We start from the raw sequence: 14879 nt of genomic DNA on the forward strand, positions 1-14879 counted from the left end.
GGTCTTTTTTTATTCCTGTATTTGCTTCAATTCCTCACTGTGACAAGTAGAGCAATAAAAGAGATGAATACATTGGTGATTTGCTAAATCACTAGGATACCCATTTTCTACTTTTAACTGATCGATTTCCATGTAAGCACTGTAATCATCAAAATAATCGCTGACTTTTCCCATATCCCCTAGCACTTCTCCACATGCTTTACACGTCATTTGTACATCACTAAACCCATTACATAAGGAACAAATCGACATCCGCACACCTCGCTTTACCTGATCAATATGTACCTATAATATGCACGGAATAAAACTCTCTTACTCTTTATCAAACTCCACACAAAAATTTCTATAAATTACCAATAATTTTCTATGTATATGTTTTTTTACCTTTCGCCATAATACTAGTAACAACCGAGCACAACAGCTCGCAAACATTGAGTTACGCCGCGGTAGGCAAGCAGGTCTAATCGATGTATCTGCTCGGCTGGTTCAACTCCAGCTAACTCAACCATTACAATCTATTTTATCTAACGAGGAGATGAATACACATGGCAAATTATCAAAACGCATCAAACAGAAATTCATCAAACAAGTTAGTAGCTCCTGGTGCTCAAGCTGCTATCGATCAAATGAAGTTCGAAATCGCTAGTGAGTTTGGTGTAAACTTAGGACCAGATGCAACAGCTCGTGCGAACGGATCTGTTGGTGGCGAAATCACAAAACGTTTAGTACAATTAGCTGAGCAAAACTTAGGCGGCAAGTACTAATATTAACTAATTTCATATTATGGCTTTAGCGCTCCAAGATCTCTTGGAGCGCTTTCTAATTTCTTTTAATCAGCTTCCTCATTCTTATTCGCAAATGATTTTACGGAAACTTTGCGAATGCGTCGATTTTCTACTTCCTTAATGGTAAACAATATCTCTTCATATGAGAAAAAGTCTCCTTTAGCAGGAATATGATCAAACTGCTCATATATCCATCCCCCTAAGGTATGGCACGTACTGTCAGGAGAACTAACTGCTACATAGGTTAAAAATTCATCAATAGGGATGTCTGCGTTAAATTCGTACTCCTTTTCCCCTATCTGATGTACATACTTAACAGCTTCATCATGTTCATCCCAAATCTCTCCCACAATTTCTTCTAATATATCCTCTAAGGTCACAAGACCGGCCGTTCCACCAAACTCATCAACTACAATTGCCATGTGCACCTTACTTTTTTGAAGCTCTGGCAATAGTACAGATATTTTCATGGATTCTACTACAAAAATAGGTTGTCTCAACAAATCACGAATAAAAATCTCTTTTCTTTGGACTAAACAGGTTAAAAATTCTCTTTCTGATAAAATGCCAATAATGTTATCAATATGATCTTCGTATACAGGGACTCTCGAATATCTCTCTTCAAGAAACATTTGACAAACCGAATCAATATCGGCATTTACGTCAACCGCTGTGACATCTATTCTAGGTTTTAAAATTTGCCCCACCACAATGTCATTAAAATTGAGTGAACGATGAACTAGCTCTTTTTCAATATTATTAATCGTTCCTTCTTCTTCGCTTAAATCTACCATCACTTTAATTTCATCTTCTGTAATCGTTGGTGTAGGAGCAGACGCTAACAAGTGAGAAGCTCCTTTTCTCACCTGTAAAAATAAGAAGGAAATCGGGGTTAATAATTTAATAATAAGAAATAACAAGGAAGAAATCCTCAGCGCAAAAGATTCGGCATGCTCTTTCGCTAACGATTTCGGCAAGACTTCACCAAAAATCAAAATGATGATGGTCATAACGATGATACTAATCACAAGTGCTAGGTTTCCTTTAAACACATCGAGGGCAATTTTAGCTGCCAAAGAGGACGCAGCAATGTTTACGACAACATTTCCTACTAAAATTGTCGATAGCGTCTGCTCAAAGTGTTCAGCAATATGCAGCGCTTTTTTACTTCCTCGATATTTTTTCTCAGCGTAATGTTTTAAACGAATTTTATTTACGCTTGAAAAGGCTGTCTCAGCAGATGAAAAGAAAGCTGATAACATAAGCAAAACGACTAATATCATCATTTGATTCAGAGGCAAGTCTCCCAAAAGACATTCACTCTCCTATTTTTTTGATTTTTCTGTCTTTTTATCATATCAAATTTTTTTGATGTTGAATATTTTCTTCATCAACTTTGTATTACTTTATGCTACACATGCTTTTTATTATGAATAAGTATACAAATTGTATATTCTAAAGAATAGATACTATCTTTTATAGAGGGGTGCAACCAATGAAAATTTTACTATTAGGCTCAACAGGACGAGTTGGACAGTCTTTATTAAAAATGATGCTAAAAGATGAAAACGACGTTACGGTACTTGTTAGAGACCGCAATAAGCTAAAGATTAGTCATCCAAACCTACATATCTTACAAGGCGATGTCCTTGATCAAGAAAATATCAGCTTTGCCCTCAAGCACCAAGATATCGTAGTCAGCGCGTTAAATACAGATGGTGCAGAGACCATTTCAAAAAGTATTCCGCTTATTATAAACAGCATGAAGCATTACGGCGTTCATCGTATTCTTACTATCGGAACTGCAGGTATTTTACAGTCACGAACAGAACCGGAAAAGTATCGTTTTCAATCAAATGAATCGAAGCGTAAAACGACCAGAGCAGCAGAAGATCATTTAAAAGGATACTTACACTTGAAGGAAAGTGACCTAAACTGGACCGTTATATGCCCAACCTACTTGCCTGATGGTGAAGTAACAGGCACATACCGAGTGGAAAAAGATATTTTGCCAGCAGATGCCGTTAAAATTTCAACGGGAGATACCGCTCACTTTACCTACCATGAAATATGGGCTCAAAAATTCCCAAAATGCCGCGTTGGAATTGCTTATTGAAAAATCAGGAGAACTTTTCGTTTTCAAAACGAAAAGTTCTACATCCAAAAAATACCAATTATAGCTAATCCACCTAGAACAAAACCTCCTATTTGACCAACGAGAGACGGTGTCAAAACAGGCTTTCCTTTTTCTTTCTCTAATGTGCTAATATCAAGCTTCATCTGATAAATTTCTTCTTTTAAATCTTCAATCTGGCCGTGCAGCGCTTGAATCTGACGTTCTTGGTCACTCATCCACTATCTTCCCTTCCCTTTTTTATTTTTATCATATGCGTAAAAAAGTTAAAGCTTTACTTTTCAGCATCACTTTTTCTAAATGTTAAAAACTCCTTTCCCCGGCTTTAGGATAAAAAACACTTTCCTTCTCATAATAAAAAAGAATAGAGTCCTTAGTCACTGTTGAAAGGAGAACATGATGATAAAACTTGTGTTGATTAGGCATGGACAAAGCGTATGGAACCTTGAAAATAAATTTACAGGCTGGACGGATGTAGACCTTTCTAAAAATGGATTGCAAGAAGCGCGAGAAGCCGGAAAAGTGCTAAAAAAAAACGAATATGCTTTTGATATCGCCTATACTTCTGTTTTAAAACGATCCATTCGTACTCTATGGATTGTCTTACATCAAATGGACTTCATGTGGATTCCTGTATATAAATCTTGGAGACTGAATGAACGACACTACGGGGCTCTTCAAGGTTTGAACAAAGAAGAAACCGCAAAAAAATTTGGAGAAGAGCAGGTGCATTTGTGGAGAAGGTCGATGGACGAACGCCCTCCTGCTTTAGAGACAACAGATATTCGCTATGAAGCTTCCAACCCTAAGTATAAGGAATTAGCCAAGGGACAATTTCCTGTAACGGAAAACTTAGCCGATACAGAAAAGCGGGTTCTAGAATATTGGAACAAAACTATTGCTCCTTCTATTAAAGCTGGCAAAAAGGTTATTATTTCCGCTCACGGTAATACGATTAGAGCTCTGATGCAGTATTTGGATAACATTTCACCTGATGGCATTGCGAACTTGAATATTCCCACAAGCGTACCGCTTGTGTATGAGCTTGATGATAATTTAAAGCCCATTAGACATTATTATTTAGGCATCGATGGAGAAATTCCGACACATATTCCTTCTTCATAAAAAACGTGCCTAGATTGTAGGCACGTTTTTTTATATATTTGAACGAAAGTATTTTCTATACGCCCAATGATTAGTAGGACCGTGTCCCGAACCAAGTTCAAGCGTATGCTTAATCGCATAGTGAACAAAATCCGAAGCGGTTTGAACTGCTTCAACTACGCTTTTGCCTTTCGCTAGTTCAGCCGTGACGCAAGCAGCAAACGTGCATCCCGTCCCGTGTGTATGCTTTGTATTCATCTTTTCATGCTTGATTTCAACATACGTATGACCATCATACACTAGATCAATCATATCCTGATGAGATTGGTCATGTCCGCCTTTAATTACCACGTGCTTTACACCTAGCTCATGCATCTGTTTTGCCGCTTCTTTTCTGTCTTCAATCGTGTGAATTTCTTTCCCCGTGATGACTTCCGCCTCCGGTATGTTCGGCGTAATGACTTCACAAAGGGGCAATAATTCTTTTAGAGCCTGTATAGCTTCTCTTTGAAGAAGAGATTGACCGCCTTTTGCAATCATAACGGGATCAACTACAACATTTTGCAGTCCGTGCTGTTTGATTTTACGAGCCACTGCGTAAATAATATCAGCACTGAACAACATACCTGTCTTCACTGCATTAGGAAATAAGTCAGTCGCAATTGAATCTAACTGCGTTTCAACTGCTTCTACTTCTAAAGGATAAACTCCTTGAACGCCAACTGTATTTTGTGCAGTCACAGCTGTAATAACAGACATGCCAAAAACGTCACGCTCTTGAAATGTTTTTAAATCTGCTTGAATGCCTGCTCCTCCACCGCTGTCTGATCCAGCAATGGTTAATGCTTTTGGTACTGTCATGCTTGAAACCTCCATCTCTTTCTTACCCAATATACCGATGATAAAGTGACTTTGCTTCTACTATATCGTTTGTTCCATGGACAAAGACGCGCCCGTCTTGAAACATCACTAAACGGTAATCATCTACATAAAAAGAAAGCAGATACGGATTTTGTTCAATTTTATATCCTTTTTCTTTTAATCGTTCACCTAAAGACTGCAGCGGCTGCTTGGCTGATTTGCCCGGACGGATTTGTACCGTGTTTCTTCCGCATAGCACAGCTGTTTTCGTTTGATTTTCATATTGTAAAAAGGGATACGTTTGTTCACTGCCGCATGAGCGGCAAGCAGATTTGCGAAATACGTTCACATTGATGCTCGTATACTCATTTTTCCATACGTCAAACGAAACAAGTTCCCTCCTGAGCGCATTCCAGTCTCCAACTAATATTTTTAACACCTCTGTTACTTGATGAGCGACTACCATTTGTACAGCAGGACTAATAATCCCCACTGTATCACATGTTAACCCTCCAAGCGGTACAGATTCAAGCAAACAGGATAAACACGGTGTTTCACTTGGTATGATAGTATAACTAATTCCGTAACTTCCTACACATGCTCCGTAAATCCAAGGAATATCATATTTTTGTGATAAATCATTCATTACAAGGCGTGTGTCAAAATTATCGGTTGCATCAATCATAACATCTACCCCCTCAACAAGCTGTTCTAAAACTTGAGGGGTACCGTCCGCTACGTGGGCTTCTACTTTTACATCATGATTAATATCGTGAAGCCTTTTTTTAGCGGCAACTGCTTTTGGGATTCTTTTATCAGCATCTTTTTCACTATACAATTGCTGACGCTGAAGGTTACTCCACTCTACATAATCGCGGTCAATGAGCGTTATTTTCTTTACTCCCGCTCGTGCAAGGGCCTCGGCGTTCCCTGTTCCAAGAGCACCTGCTCCTACAATCAGAACATGCTTTTCTTGAATTTGCTGCTGTCCGCCTTTTCCAATAGGTTGAAACAATTCTTGGCGGGAATAACGATTAATCAACCGATACTCATCCCTTCTGTTGGACTGCTTGCCGTTGCATATTGTTTCTTTTCAATACGTCCTGCTTCAAATGCTGCTCTTCCTGCCTCAATCGCTAGCTTCATAGCACGAGCCATTTTCACAGGATCTTTTGCTCCTGAAACAGCTGTATTTAATAACACACCATCTGCTCCTAGCTCCATAGCTTGAGCTGCGTCTGAAGCCGTTCCAATACCTGCATCTACAATTACTGGAACGGTTGATTGTTCAATGATAAAACGCATGTTCAACGGATTAATAATACCTTGACCTGAACCGATAGGCGACGCTCCTGGCATAATGGCATGTACGCCTAACTCCTCTAAACGACGCGCAAGTAAAACATCATCTGATGTGTAAGGTAAAACGGTAAAGCCCTCTTTTAACAGTTCTTCACTAGCTTTTAATGTTTCAACTGGATCAGGAAGCAGCGTCTTATCACATCCAATTACTTCTACTTTCACCATGTCACAAAGTCCAGAAGCCTTTGCTAATTTAGCAATACGTACGGCCTCTTCTGCATTTTTTGCTCCAGCAGTGTTAGGCAAAAGAGTGAAACGCTTCACATCAAGTGCTTCTAATAAATTAGGCTGATTTTGATCAAAAATATCCATTCGTCTAACAGCAAATGTTAAAATTTCTGTTTCCGACTCTTCTACCGCTTGACGCTGAGTCGTAAAGTCCGGAAATTTCCCTGTTCCTAATAATAAACGTGAATTAAATGTATATTGTCCAATTTTTAACATACTCTTCATCCTCCTCCAACAAATGAAACAACTTCTAATGTATCTCCATCTTTTAAGCATGCATCGCTATGTTCTTCTTTTTGCAAAATATTCTTGTTTAATTCAACAATTACAACTCGCTCATGCAGACTCTGAGCCTGCAGCAAGTGCTCGACCGTTTCAATTTCATCTCCGACAGTGACGGTCTTACCGTTAATAATTAGATTCAATGAACTCCCTCCATTGCTCTCGTTAGCTGAAATGATGTAAAGAATGAATGATTTGGCTTTTTCCCTAACAAAGCATCAGCCATAATTTTTCCAGTTGCAGCGCTTAATAAAATACCGTTTCGGTAGTGGCCAAAAGCCATGTGCAGATTCGCTATTTCAGGGTGCTCTCCTAAATAAGGCCAGCCATCATTTGTTTGTGGACGAAGACCAGCCCATGCTTTTTCAAATGTGGCTTCTTTAATGGCCGGCAGAAGCGCAGAAGCTTTATTCAGCAAAAATTGAATACCTTGTGCAGAAACGGTCTTAGTAAAATCATGCTGCAGCTTAGTTGCCCCGATTACGATTCTTCCACCAGTCTTAGGGACTAAGTAAAAACCTTCATCTAAAAAAATCGTTTTAGAAAGCAGGGGCTTATAACTTTGCAGAGCAATACACTCTCCTTTTACAGGAAACACCTCGCCTAAATGTTCAGAAGAAATAAAGCGTTTAGCCCATGAGCCTGCTGCAATCACTACTTTTTCTCCATAAAAAGAGCCTTTGGACGTCTGTACCCCTTTTACTGTTTCATTTTCCATAATCAGAGAGTGAACGTCACAGTATTCGAATACATCTGCTCCGTGATACAAGGCTCCATGAGCAAGAGCTTGTGTTAACTTAGCCGGAGCTAGCTGGCCGTCTCCCGGTATTGTAATGGCTCCGTATATGTCTGGAGAGAGCCCGGGTTCTAACAAACGCGCTTCTTTTACATCGATCCATCTTACATCTTTGTCCCACCGGTGGTGCTGAGCGGCTTTTTTCTTTAATACGTGTGCATCTTCTTCTGTTACAGCGACTTTTAATAAGCCTTTTTGAATGAGCTCTACGTCGATAGCCGTTTTTTCTTTTAGTTCCTTCACCAGTTCAGGAAACATGCTTCTGCTCTTAATAGCAAGGTCTAAAAGAGGACCTTCTTCATCAATTTCAGCTTGAGCACCTAAAATACCAGCGGCTGCACTTGAAGCTTCACAACCAACTTGATTGCGTTCAAGAATAGCTACTGACGCTCCTTGTTTTGACAAATGATAAGCGATAGAAGAGCTGATTATACCTCCTCCGATTAACAGTACATCATAATGCTGCTTCATTTTCTCCACCTCCAGATGTCCATATATGAGAATATTGTTTAATCGCTTTCAGGGGATCTTGCGCAAGCATGACACCAGACATCACGGCTATACCGTGTGCTCCTGTTTGAAGTACCTCTTTGGCATTTACAGGTGTAATTCCTCCAATGGCAATAACCGGTATCTGCACAGCGTCTACTACTTCTTTTAGTGCCGCTATCCCTCGACTTTTTAATTCTTTTTTTGAATGTGTTGAATAAATATGTCCGTATAAAATGTAGTGAGCACCATCTTTTTCAGCTTCTAAAGCCTCTTCCACAGAGTGAACTGACTTTCCAACAATAAGAGAAGGAAATGCGTCTATAACAAACGAAACGTCTAAACTATGATAGGCAAGCTGTACACCTTTTGCTTTTAAAGCATGCGCTACATCAACTCGGTCATTCACAATAATTTTAGAGCGACAAAATGGTAGGCTTTCTAGTAAACATTGAATCTGCTTTGCCGTTTTCTTTTTTTCTCTAATATGAATGGCGCCCGCAAAAGGCGCGATAGCCGTTAAAATTTTTTGAAGCTCTTCGATTGGCTGCTTATCTGTTGTAATGACATGAAATTTAGGAATATCCACATGATCGAAACCTTTCCATTCAGAATAAAGAGAAATTTCAATCACTTCATCTTGTGCAGAGGGCTTTATTACATACAAAAAACCACTCTACAACGTAGAGTGGTTAGCATGCATCGTTATGTAAACATGATCGCCACTTCCCTACGCTGGTCCAAACCAGATCAGGTTCAAAGGGTCCGAAATACATCCGTCTCAGCTTCAAAAAGCTCCCCTAGTGATTGCTATTTATTGATTTTGTTTTTGCACTTAAAATTATAACACAACTAGATGTAAATACAATATCTCTTTATGCTCTTACGGCTCTCTTCCTTTTATAGATGTATCTTTTAAGCTTCTTTACTAAGAGGCCCGGCGCACCGAATCATTCTGCTTTTTATATAGTTAGTAATCGGTATAGTCGTCAAATTCTTCTTTGTCTTTTTCCTTTTTCCGATCCCATATAAACAGCAGGAGTAACATAATAAAAGTTAGAATATAAAAACCGTAAAAAATAAATGCCGCCACAACATTTATAAATAAAAATAAAAAACCAATGATCTGACCTGCAACAGCTACAATCAACAAAATGTATTTCCAAACTTCTGCTTTTCTATCCATTCTCTACTTCTCCGTCTTTTTGTTTTTCCCTACTAGAAACGTTCTCTTTACTTATAATAAAAACGTTCCTGCCAGTAAACCGACTGTAAATAAACCAACTGTTCCAAATGCTGAAATCCCCACGTACGCCAACATTTTCCGATAAGATTTTTCCCGAATTAACTGTACGGTTTCCACACTAAACGTTGAAAAAGTGGTAAAGGCACCAAAAAACCCAATGCCAATCATTAAAAATATTGAATCATCATAAGCATGACTCGGAACCTTTCCATAATAACTACCGTAAAAAAGACCAAGCCCAAACGCACCGAGCAAGTTTACAAACAGCATTGAGACTGGAAAAGGAGGGTTTGAAACTGTTTTTGTAACTTTTAAACCCAAAAGATAACGGCATATTCCTCCAGCTGCCCCGCCAAGTGCCAAGCTCACTATGCTCATTTACTTCACCTCATGTACTTTCACTAAATTTTTCCCTGCCGCTTCACCGCATAGATAGCCTGCTAAAGCAAGAAGGATTCCACCTACTAAAGAGACAATGACATAAATGGCTCCCCAAAATAAATGGTGCTGAGTGAGAGAAATGACGTCTCCTGCAAAGGTTGAATACGTTGTAAAACCGCCGCACACGCCAACTCCTAGTCCAAGCTTTATCCATTCTTTTGGCTTTTTCCACGCAAAAAATCCTGTTAATAGGCCTAGTATGAAGCTTCCTAATAGGTTTTCAATTACCGTTCCTATTGGATAGCCCGTATATAATAAGGAAAGATTTAGCAAATAACGCGCATATGTACCAGCGATAGCACCAAAGGCAATTGAGATTAAGTTTATGGCTTTCATCATATCGCTCCGTTTCATAAATTCTTCTTTAAGTGTACCATAAGGAATTTATTTCTACCTTAACATTTAACTATATGTTTATTGCACCAAAAGTCATGAAAAAATGAAAGAGAAAATCGTCGCATGAAACTTCCTTTTTACTCCTCAAATATCCCTTAAAAATCCACTTAATCCAAATTTTAAAATCTTTCTGTATCCTTATGACAAACCGTGTATAGAAGGTATATTTCCCTTATTTTAAGTCACATTAATCGTATAAGTTTTTTTTGTTGACTTTTGCTGTGTTCTTGTTTAGTATCACAGAGTATCATTTCCTATCAGAATACTAGGGGGTTTAGAAAATGAAGAAATTTGCTGCACTTTTGTCGCTACTATTAGCTTTCACAGTTGTGCTTGCCGCATGCGGTTCTAGCTCAAAAAATGAAGCAAACAATGGAGACAATAAATCTTCACAAGAGGATTTATATAATAAAGTGAAAAAAGATGGCGTATTAACAATTGGAACTGAAGGTACATACCCTCCGTTCACTTTTCATGATGACAAACAAAAGCTAACTGGGTTTGATGTAGAATTGGCTCAAGAAGTAGCTAAACGTCTTGGCGTAAAAGCTGAGTTCAAAGAAACACAGTGGGATGGCATGTTTGCCGGATTAGATGCTAAACGCTTTGACATGATTGCTAATGAAGTGGGTATTCGTGAAGATCGTCAAAAGAAATACGATTTCTCTGACCCATACATCCAGTCAGGCGCCGTATTAATTGTTCGTAAAGACGAAAAAGATATCAAATCATTTAAAGATTTAAAAGGAAAAAAATCAGCACAGTCATTAACAAGTAACTACAAAGACATGGCTCAATCTTATGGTGCAAACATTACGAGTGCTGAAGGTTTTGCTCAAGCAGTAGAACTAATGAGCGCAAACCGTGTTGATGCTACAATCAACGATAAATTATCGTTCCTTGACTATAAGAAAAAGCACCCTAACGCACCTATCAAAATCGCGGATGAAAAATCCGATGGTGCTGCAAGCGGCTTTATGTTTAGAAAAGACAGCGGTAAGTTAGTGGATGAAGTAAACAAAGCATTGAAAGATATGAAAAAAGACGGAACATACGCAAAAATTTCTAAGAAATGGTTTGGCGAAGATGTTTCTCCTAAATAATATTTTTCCTGATGGAGAGCGATTGAATCAATTGATTTCAATCGCTCAATCATCTCTCTTACCAATGCTAAAGGGAGCTATTCAATATTCTATTCCACTAACATTAATCACGTTTGTACTCGGTATCATTTTAGCTGTCTTAACAGCCTTGGCTCGTTTATCATCTATAAAAGTTTTAAATATAATTGCGCGCATCTATGTATCGATTATTCGAGGTACACCGCTGCTTGTGCAATTATTTATTATTTTCTACGGCTTACCCAATTTAGATATAACAATTGACCCATTTATCTCTGCTATTATTGGATTTTCATTAAGTGTAGGTGCGTATGCATCTGAAATTATCCGAGCAGCGATTCAATCTATTCCTAAAGGACAGTGGGAAGCTGGCTACTCACTTGGTATGACCTATTCCCAAGCGTTAAGACGGATTATTTTACCGCAAGCAGCACGTGTATCGATTCCGCCATTATCTAACTCTTTTATTAGCCTTATTAAAGATACGTCACTTGCATCGCTTATTCTTGTTTCTGAGATGTTCCGTAAAGCTCAAGAAATTGCTTCGACTAACTATGAATTTTTACTTCTTTATAGTGAAGCAGCGCTCTTGTACTGGATTATGTGTACAATCTTATCCATTATCCAAGGACGCATTGAAATAAGACTAGATCGTTACGTATCTAAATAACCGTTTCGAGTAGCTAAAGGAGTTTTTCATATGATTAATATCAAAAATTTGCATAAATCATTCGGTGATTTGCAAGTATTAAAAGGGATTGATTTAGAAGTTGAACAGGGCAAGGTAATTGTATTAATTGGTCCTTCTGGATCGGGTAAAACTACTTTTTTACGTTGCTTAAATCTTTTAGAAATCCCAACAGACGGCACGATTGAACTTGATAAAAAAAGCATGAATTTCAACAAACCTGTTCGTAAAAAAGACATTACTTCATTTCGAAGCCTAACAGGTATGGTCTTTCAAAACTATAACTTATTTCCTCATAAAAGTGCGCTTGAAAATGTTATGGAAGGTCCTGTAATTGTAAAAGGCGTTTCTACTCAAGAGGCAGAAAAAAGAGGTAAAGAATTGTTAACACGCGTTGGCTTAGGCGATAAGCTCGACTTTTACCCTTTCCAGCTGTCTGGCGGACAACAACAGCGTGTTGGCATCGCCAGAGCAATGGCGATGGACCCAAAAGTTATGCTATTTGATGAGCCTACTTCAGCTCTTGACCCTGAGCTTGTAGGAGACGTTCTTCAAGCGATGAAAGACCTGGCAAAAGAAGGAATGACGATGGTGGTGGTAACTCATGAAATGCGCTTTGCCCGTGAAGTAGCAGATGAAGTTATTTTTATGGATCAAGGTGTCATTATGGAAAGAGGTACACCGGATCAAATATTTTCAAATCCTCAACAAGAGCGGACACGTCAATTCTTGAATATGATTCATTAAAAAGGTTGCACATTTTCACGTGCAACCTTTTTCTTTATTTGGCTACTGCTTTTTTCATTAAATCTGTAATGTACGTAAAGAATGCTTCAGCTGTGACGTCATACACGACGTCTACAGGTCGTCCCTCTTCAGAAATTTCTGTTCTTCCTTGTCTTGGTGTTTCTGTATACACAATACTCGAAACGGTTTTTACCTTCACAAGTGTTGAATTCCCTGTAAATGCTGTTGTGAGTACGTCCCACAAATAATAAGTCGAATTGGTTTCAACATGCACAAGCGGCGGGCAAGCCGCGTAGCACTGCCCTACAAAGTCTACTCCTTCATACCTGCGAAGTGAAGCCCACATTTGGCGAATAGCCGGCGTTAATGGAACTTGATTCGTGCTTTCTAAAGCAACCATCTCAATTTTAATGCTGCTTTCCCATACTCTTGCTACTGCTTCTGGATCCCAAAAAGCATTCCATTCCGCCGTTCCATCATGTTCAGGCTCCTGCACATTTCCTACTTCTTGAAATGTACCGCCCATCCACACTAACTTATCAATTTTCTCTTCTATTTCAGGCGCTTTTTCAAGTGCTCTTGCCAAATCAGTTAGCGGTCCTGTAAATAATAAAGTCGTTTTTCCGTCTGTGTGCTGCAATGTTTCAATTAAATGATCATGAGCAGGCAGCTGACTTATTTTTGTTTGCACTTTCCCTTTTTCATTTAAAATTGGCAGTGCATCTACATAAAACGTATGCATGCGCCATTCTTTTGGAAATGGGTTCATACCACGTGAAGTAGATTTGGCTACCTCGATATCATAACTTCCAAAACGATCAATAATTTTTTGGCTTGCGCTGATACCTGGCTCTAAGTATCCGTCAGCAGGAATGACAGATACCCCCGTTACCTTTACATCATCCATTTGCAGCAGTAAAAAAAGGGATACTAAATCATCAATCCCTGCATCATGGTTAAAATATATGTTTGTGCTCATGTCTCTTCTCCTCTTTTCTATGTATCGCTACGTAATAGCTGTACCGCTATTTTATAATGAAATGGCCTCTTTGGTAATCAAAGTATTATGAACTTCTTTTACTATTTTCTATAATGGGTATAGAAATAAGGTAATCTATGTATAGGCATATACATCTCAGTATAGAAAGGAGAAATAAAATGAAGCAATCATTTTCAGCATTAGTAGTAGATAAAACAGGTGAAGAACAAGTGGAGGCGTCTGTCCAAGAACTGACGCTAAACGATTTGCCAGAAGGCGATGTACTTATTCGCGTTCATTATTCAGGGGTGAATTATAAAGATAGCTTAGCCAGCATCGCAAACGGCAATATTGTGACAAGCTATCCGTTTGTTCCAGGTATTGACCTAGCAGGAATCGTTGTATCTTCTGACAGCCCTGATTTTAAAGAAGGTGATCGTGTCATCGCAACAAGCTATGACATTGGCGTATCACACTTTGGAGGCTACAGTGAGTATGCGCGCTTACGCAGCGAATGGATTGTCCCTCTTCCTGAAAATTTGACGTTAAAAGAAGCAATGATTATCGGAACAGCTGGCTTTACAGCTGCTTTATCTGTGCATCGCTTAGAGGAAAACCATACTAGTCCATCTAACGGCTCTGTGCTTGTAACAGGGGCTACGGGAGGTGTAGGAAGCTTTGCGGTTGCCATTCTTTCAAAATTAGGCTACACAGTGGAAGCAAGTACAGGAAAAAGCTCGGAAGCAGCTTATTTGAAAGAGCTTGGCGCTTCCTCTATTGTAGCGCGTGAAGACGTTTATAACGGCAAATTAAAAGCATTAGGCAAGCAAAAATGGGCCGCTGCAGTGGATCCTGTGGGTGGAGAGCCCCTAGCTTCTGTCCTCAGTCAAATTCAGTACGGAGGCTCTGTAGCGGTCAGCGGGCTAACAGCTGGAGGCAAAGTGCCAACAACGGTCTTTCCCTTCATTTTGAGAGGGATTAATTTACTCGGCATCGATTCTGTTTACTGTCCAATGCCTACTCGAAAAGAGATTTGGAATAGACTCGCTAATGACTTTAAACCTGAAAGCTTCGAACCTTTCATTCAGCAGGAAGTTTCTTTACAAGATCTCCCTCAGGTTCTTCCTACTTTATTAAAAGGACAAGCTCGAGGACGAACAATTGTGAAGCTATAAAAAAACGGAGAAACCTGGGTTTCTCCGTTTTTTTACGAACAGACG

General features: G+C 39.1%; 20 protein-coding genes, 1 tRNA gene and 1 riboswitch. Of the genes, 8 read left to right on the plus strand and 13 right to left on the minus strand.

All coding sequences use genetic code 11. The annotated features are described in order from the left end of the window. Window positions 1-9: 9 nt before the first annotated feature. Window positions 10-252, minus strand: coding sequence for a hypothetical protein (locus tag ACH6EI_RS25120; RefSeq protein ID WP_034268022.1), 243 nt, complete (start codon window positions 250-252; stop codon window positions 10-12). Between the two features lie 180 nt (window positions 253-432). On the opposite strand from ACH6EI_RS25120, the gene ACH6EI_RS25125 reads away from it, so the two are divergent. Both ACH6EI_RS25125 and ACH6EI_RS25130 read left to right on the plus strand, forming a co-directional pair. After that, window positions 433-508: transfer RNA gene (locus tag ACH6EI_RS25125), tRNA-OTHER, on the plus strand. A gap of 37 nt (window positions 509-545) precedes the next feature. Beyond that, window positions 546-764, plus strand: a complete 219-nt coding sequence (locus ACH6EI_RS25130) for an alpha/beta-type small acid-soluble spore protein (protein WP_013055290.1) — start codon at window positions 546-548, stop codon at window positions 762-764. Window positions 765-829: 65 nt separating this feature from the next. Here the strand turns inward: ACH6EI_RS25130 and ACH6EI_RS25135 are convergent, their stop codons facing one another. After that, window positions 830-2095: a hemolysin family protein gene (locus ACH6EI_RS25135; RefSeq protein ID WP_108674383.1), complete on the minus strand. Its 1266-nt coding sequence runs from the start codon at window positions 2093-2095 to the stop codon at window positions 830-832. A gap of 185 nt (window positions 2096-2280) precedes the next feature. Here ACH6EI_RS25135 and ACH6EI_RS25140 point away from each other — a divergent pair, with 185 nt between their 5' ends. Next, window positions 2281-2901, plus strand: coding sequence for an NAD(P)-dependent oxidoreductase (locus tag ACH6EI_RS25140; protein ID WP_028412573.1), 621 nt, complete (start codon window positions 2281-2283; stop codon window positions 2899-2901). 38 nt (window positions 2902-2939) lie between these two features. On the opposite strand, the gene ACH6EI_RS25145 is transcribed toward ACH6EI_RS25140, so the two are convergent. After that, the gene (locus tag ACH6EI_RS25145; RefSeq protein WP_098999426.1) at window positions 2940-3137 is read right to left on the minus strand and encodes a hypothetical protein; all 198 of its coding nucleotides are present in this window, start codon (window positions 3135-3137) and stop codon (window positions 2940-2942) included. Between the two features lie 181 nt (window positions 3138-3318). Between ACH6EI_RS25145 and gpmA the strand changes: the two genes are divergently transcribed. Further along, window positions 3319-4044, plus strand: coding sequence for a 2,3-diphosphoglycerate-dependent phosphoglycerate mutase (gpmA, locus tag ACH6EI_RS25150; protein WP_028412574.1), 726 nt, complete (start codon window positions 3319-3321; stop codon window positions 4042-4044). Window positions 4045-4074: 30 nt separating this feature from the next. Here gpmA and thiD read toward each other — a convergent pair whose 3' ends face one another. The 9 genes from thiD to ACH6EI_RS25195 all read right to left on the minus strand — a co-directional run bounded on the left by thiD (window position 4075) and on the right by ACH6EI_RS25195 (window position 10064). Continuing rightward, complete coding sequence (gene thiD / locus ACH6EI_RS25155) at window positions 4075-4884, minus strand: bifunctional hydroxymethylpyrimidine kinase/phosphomethylpyrimidine kinase (RefSeq protein WP_028412575.1); 810 nt, start codon at window positions 4882-4884, stop codon at window positions 4075-4077. Window positions 4885-4906: 22 nt separating this feature from the next. Then, on the minus strand, window positions 4907-5926 hold the full coding sequence (locus tag ACH6EI_RS25160; RefSeq protein ID WP_028412576.1) for a thiazole biosynthesis adenylyltransferase ThiF: 1020 nt from the start codon (window positions 5924-5926) through the stop codon (window positions 4907-4909). Further along, on the minus strand, window positions 5923-6690 hold the full coding sequence (locus tag ACH6EI_RS25165; RefSeq protein ID WP_013055283.1) for a thiazole synthase: 768 nt from the start codon (window positions 6688-6690) through the stop codon (window positions 5923-5925). The genes ACH6EI_RS25160 and ACH6EI_RS25165 overlap by 4 nt, the downstream gene beginning before the upstream one ends. Before the next feature lie 5 nt (window positions 6691-6695). Next, complete coding sequence (thiS, locus tag ACH6EI_RS25170; protein WP_028412577.1) at window positions 6696-6899, minus strand: sulfur carrier protein ThiS; 204 nt, start codon at window positions 6897-6899, stop codon at window positions 6696-6698. Continuing rightward, window positions 6896-8023 (minus strand): glycine oxidase ThiO, encoded by a 1128-nt coding sequence (gene thiO / locus ACH6EI_RS25175; RefSeq protein WP_098999427.1) that lies wholly within the window; start codon window positions 8021-8023, stop codon window positions 6896-6898. Before thiO ends, thiS begins: the two co-directional genes overlap by 4 nt. Then, on the minus strand, window positions 8007-8630 hold the full coding sequence (locus tag ACH6EI_RS25180; protein WP_028412579.1) for a thiamine phosphate synthase: 624 nt from the start codon (window positions 8628-8630) through the stop codon (window positions 8007-8009). The genes thiO and ACH6EI_RS25180 overlap by 17 nt, the downstream gene beginning before the upstream one ends. A gap of 121 nt (window positions 8631-8751) precedes the next feature. Further along, a riboswitch (TPP riboswitch) is annotated at window positions 8752-8853 on the minus strand. Between the two features lie 158 nt (window positions 8854-9011). Beyond that, a complete protein-coding gene (locus ACH6EI_RS25185; protein WP_013055279.1) occupies window positions 9012-9227 on the minus strand; it encodes a hypothetical protein in 216 nt (71 codons plus the stop codon). Window positions 9228-9278: 51 nt separating this feature from the next. After that, a complete protein-coding gene (gene crcB, locus ACH6EI_RS25190; protein ID WP_028412580.1) occupies window positions 9279-9665 on the minus strand; it encodes a fluoride efflux transporter CrcB in 387 nt (128 codons plus the stop codon). Further along, window positions 9666-10064, minus strand: coding sequence for a fluoride efflux transporter FluC (locus tag ACH6EI_RS25195; protein WP_028412581.1), 399 nt, complete (start codon window positions 10062-10064; stop codon window positions 9666-9668). A gap of 341 nt (window positions 10065-10405) precedes the next feature. Here ACH6EI_RS25195 and ACH6EI_RS25200 point away from each other — a divergent pair, with 341 nt between their 5' ends. The 3 genes from ACH6EI_RS25200 to ACH6EI_RS25210 are packed head-to-tail and all read left to right on the plus strand — an operon-like array spanning window position 10406 to window position 12680. After that, window positions 10406-11227 carry an amino acid ABC transporter substrate-binding protein gene (locus tag ACH6EI_RS25200; RefSeq protein WP_013081647.1) on the plus strand — a complete coding sequence of 274 codons (822 nt, stop codon included), beginning with the start codon at window positions 10406-10408 and terminating at the stop codon, window positions 11225-11227. Then, entirely contained in the window at window positions 11211-11915 is a 705-nt protein-coding gene (locus ACH6EI_RS25205; RefSeq protein ID WP_013055275.1) for an amino acid ABC transporter permease, read from the plus strand. The genes ACH6EI_RS25200 and ACH6EI_RS25205 overlap by 17 nt, the downstream gene beginning before the upstream one ends. Window positions 11916-11945: 30 nt before the next feature. Beyond that, entirely contained in the window at window positions 11946-12680 is a 735-nt protein-coding gene (locus ACH6EI_RS25210) for an amino acid ABC transporter ATP-binding protein (RefSeq protein ID WP_098112842.1), read from the plus strand. A 34-nt stretch (window positions 12681-12714) separates the two neighbouring features. Here the strand turns inward: ACH6EI_RS25210 and ACH6EI_RS25215 are convergent, their stop codons facing one another. Continuing rightward, complete coding sequence (locus ACH6EI_RS25215) at window positions 12715-13659, minus strand: nucleoside hydrolase (protein WP_028412584.1); 945 nt, start codon at window positions 13657-13659, stop codon at window positions 12715-12717. A 179-nt stretch (window positions 13660-13838) separates the two neighbouring features. On the opposite strand from ACH6EI_RS25215, the gene ACH6EI_RS25220 reads away from it, so the two are divergent. Further along, window positions 13839-14834 (plus strand): NADPH:quinone oxidoreductase family protein, encoded by a 996-nt coding sequence (locus ACH6EI_RS25220; protein ID WP_028412585.1) that lies wholly within the window; start codon window positions 13839-13841, stop codon window positions 14832-14834. The last annotated feature ends 45 nt before the right edge of the window (window positions 14835-14879 follow it).

Source organism: Priestia sp. JSM ZJ58 (genome assembly GCF_044383985.1).
In the GTDB taxonomy this organism is placed as follows: Bacteria; Bacillota; Bacilli; order Bacillales; family Bacillaceae_H; genus Priestia; species Priestia zanthoxyli.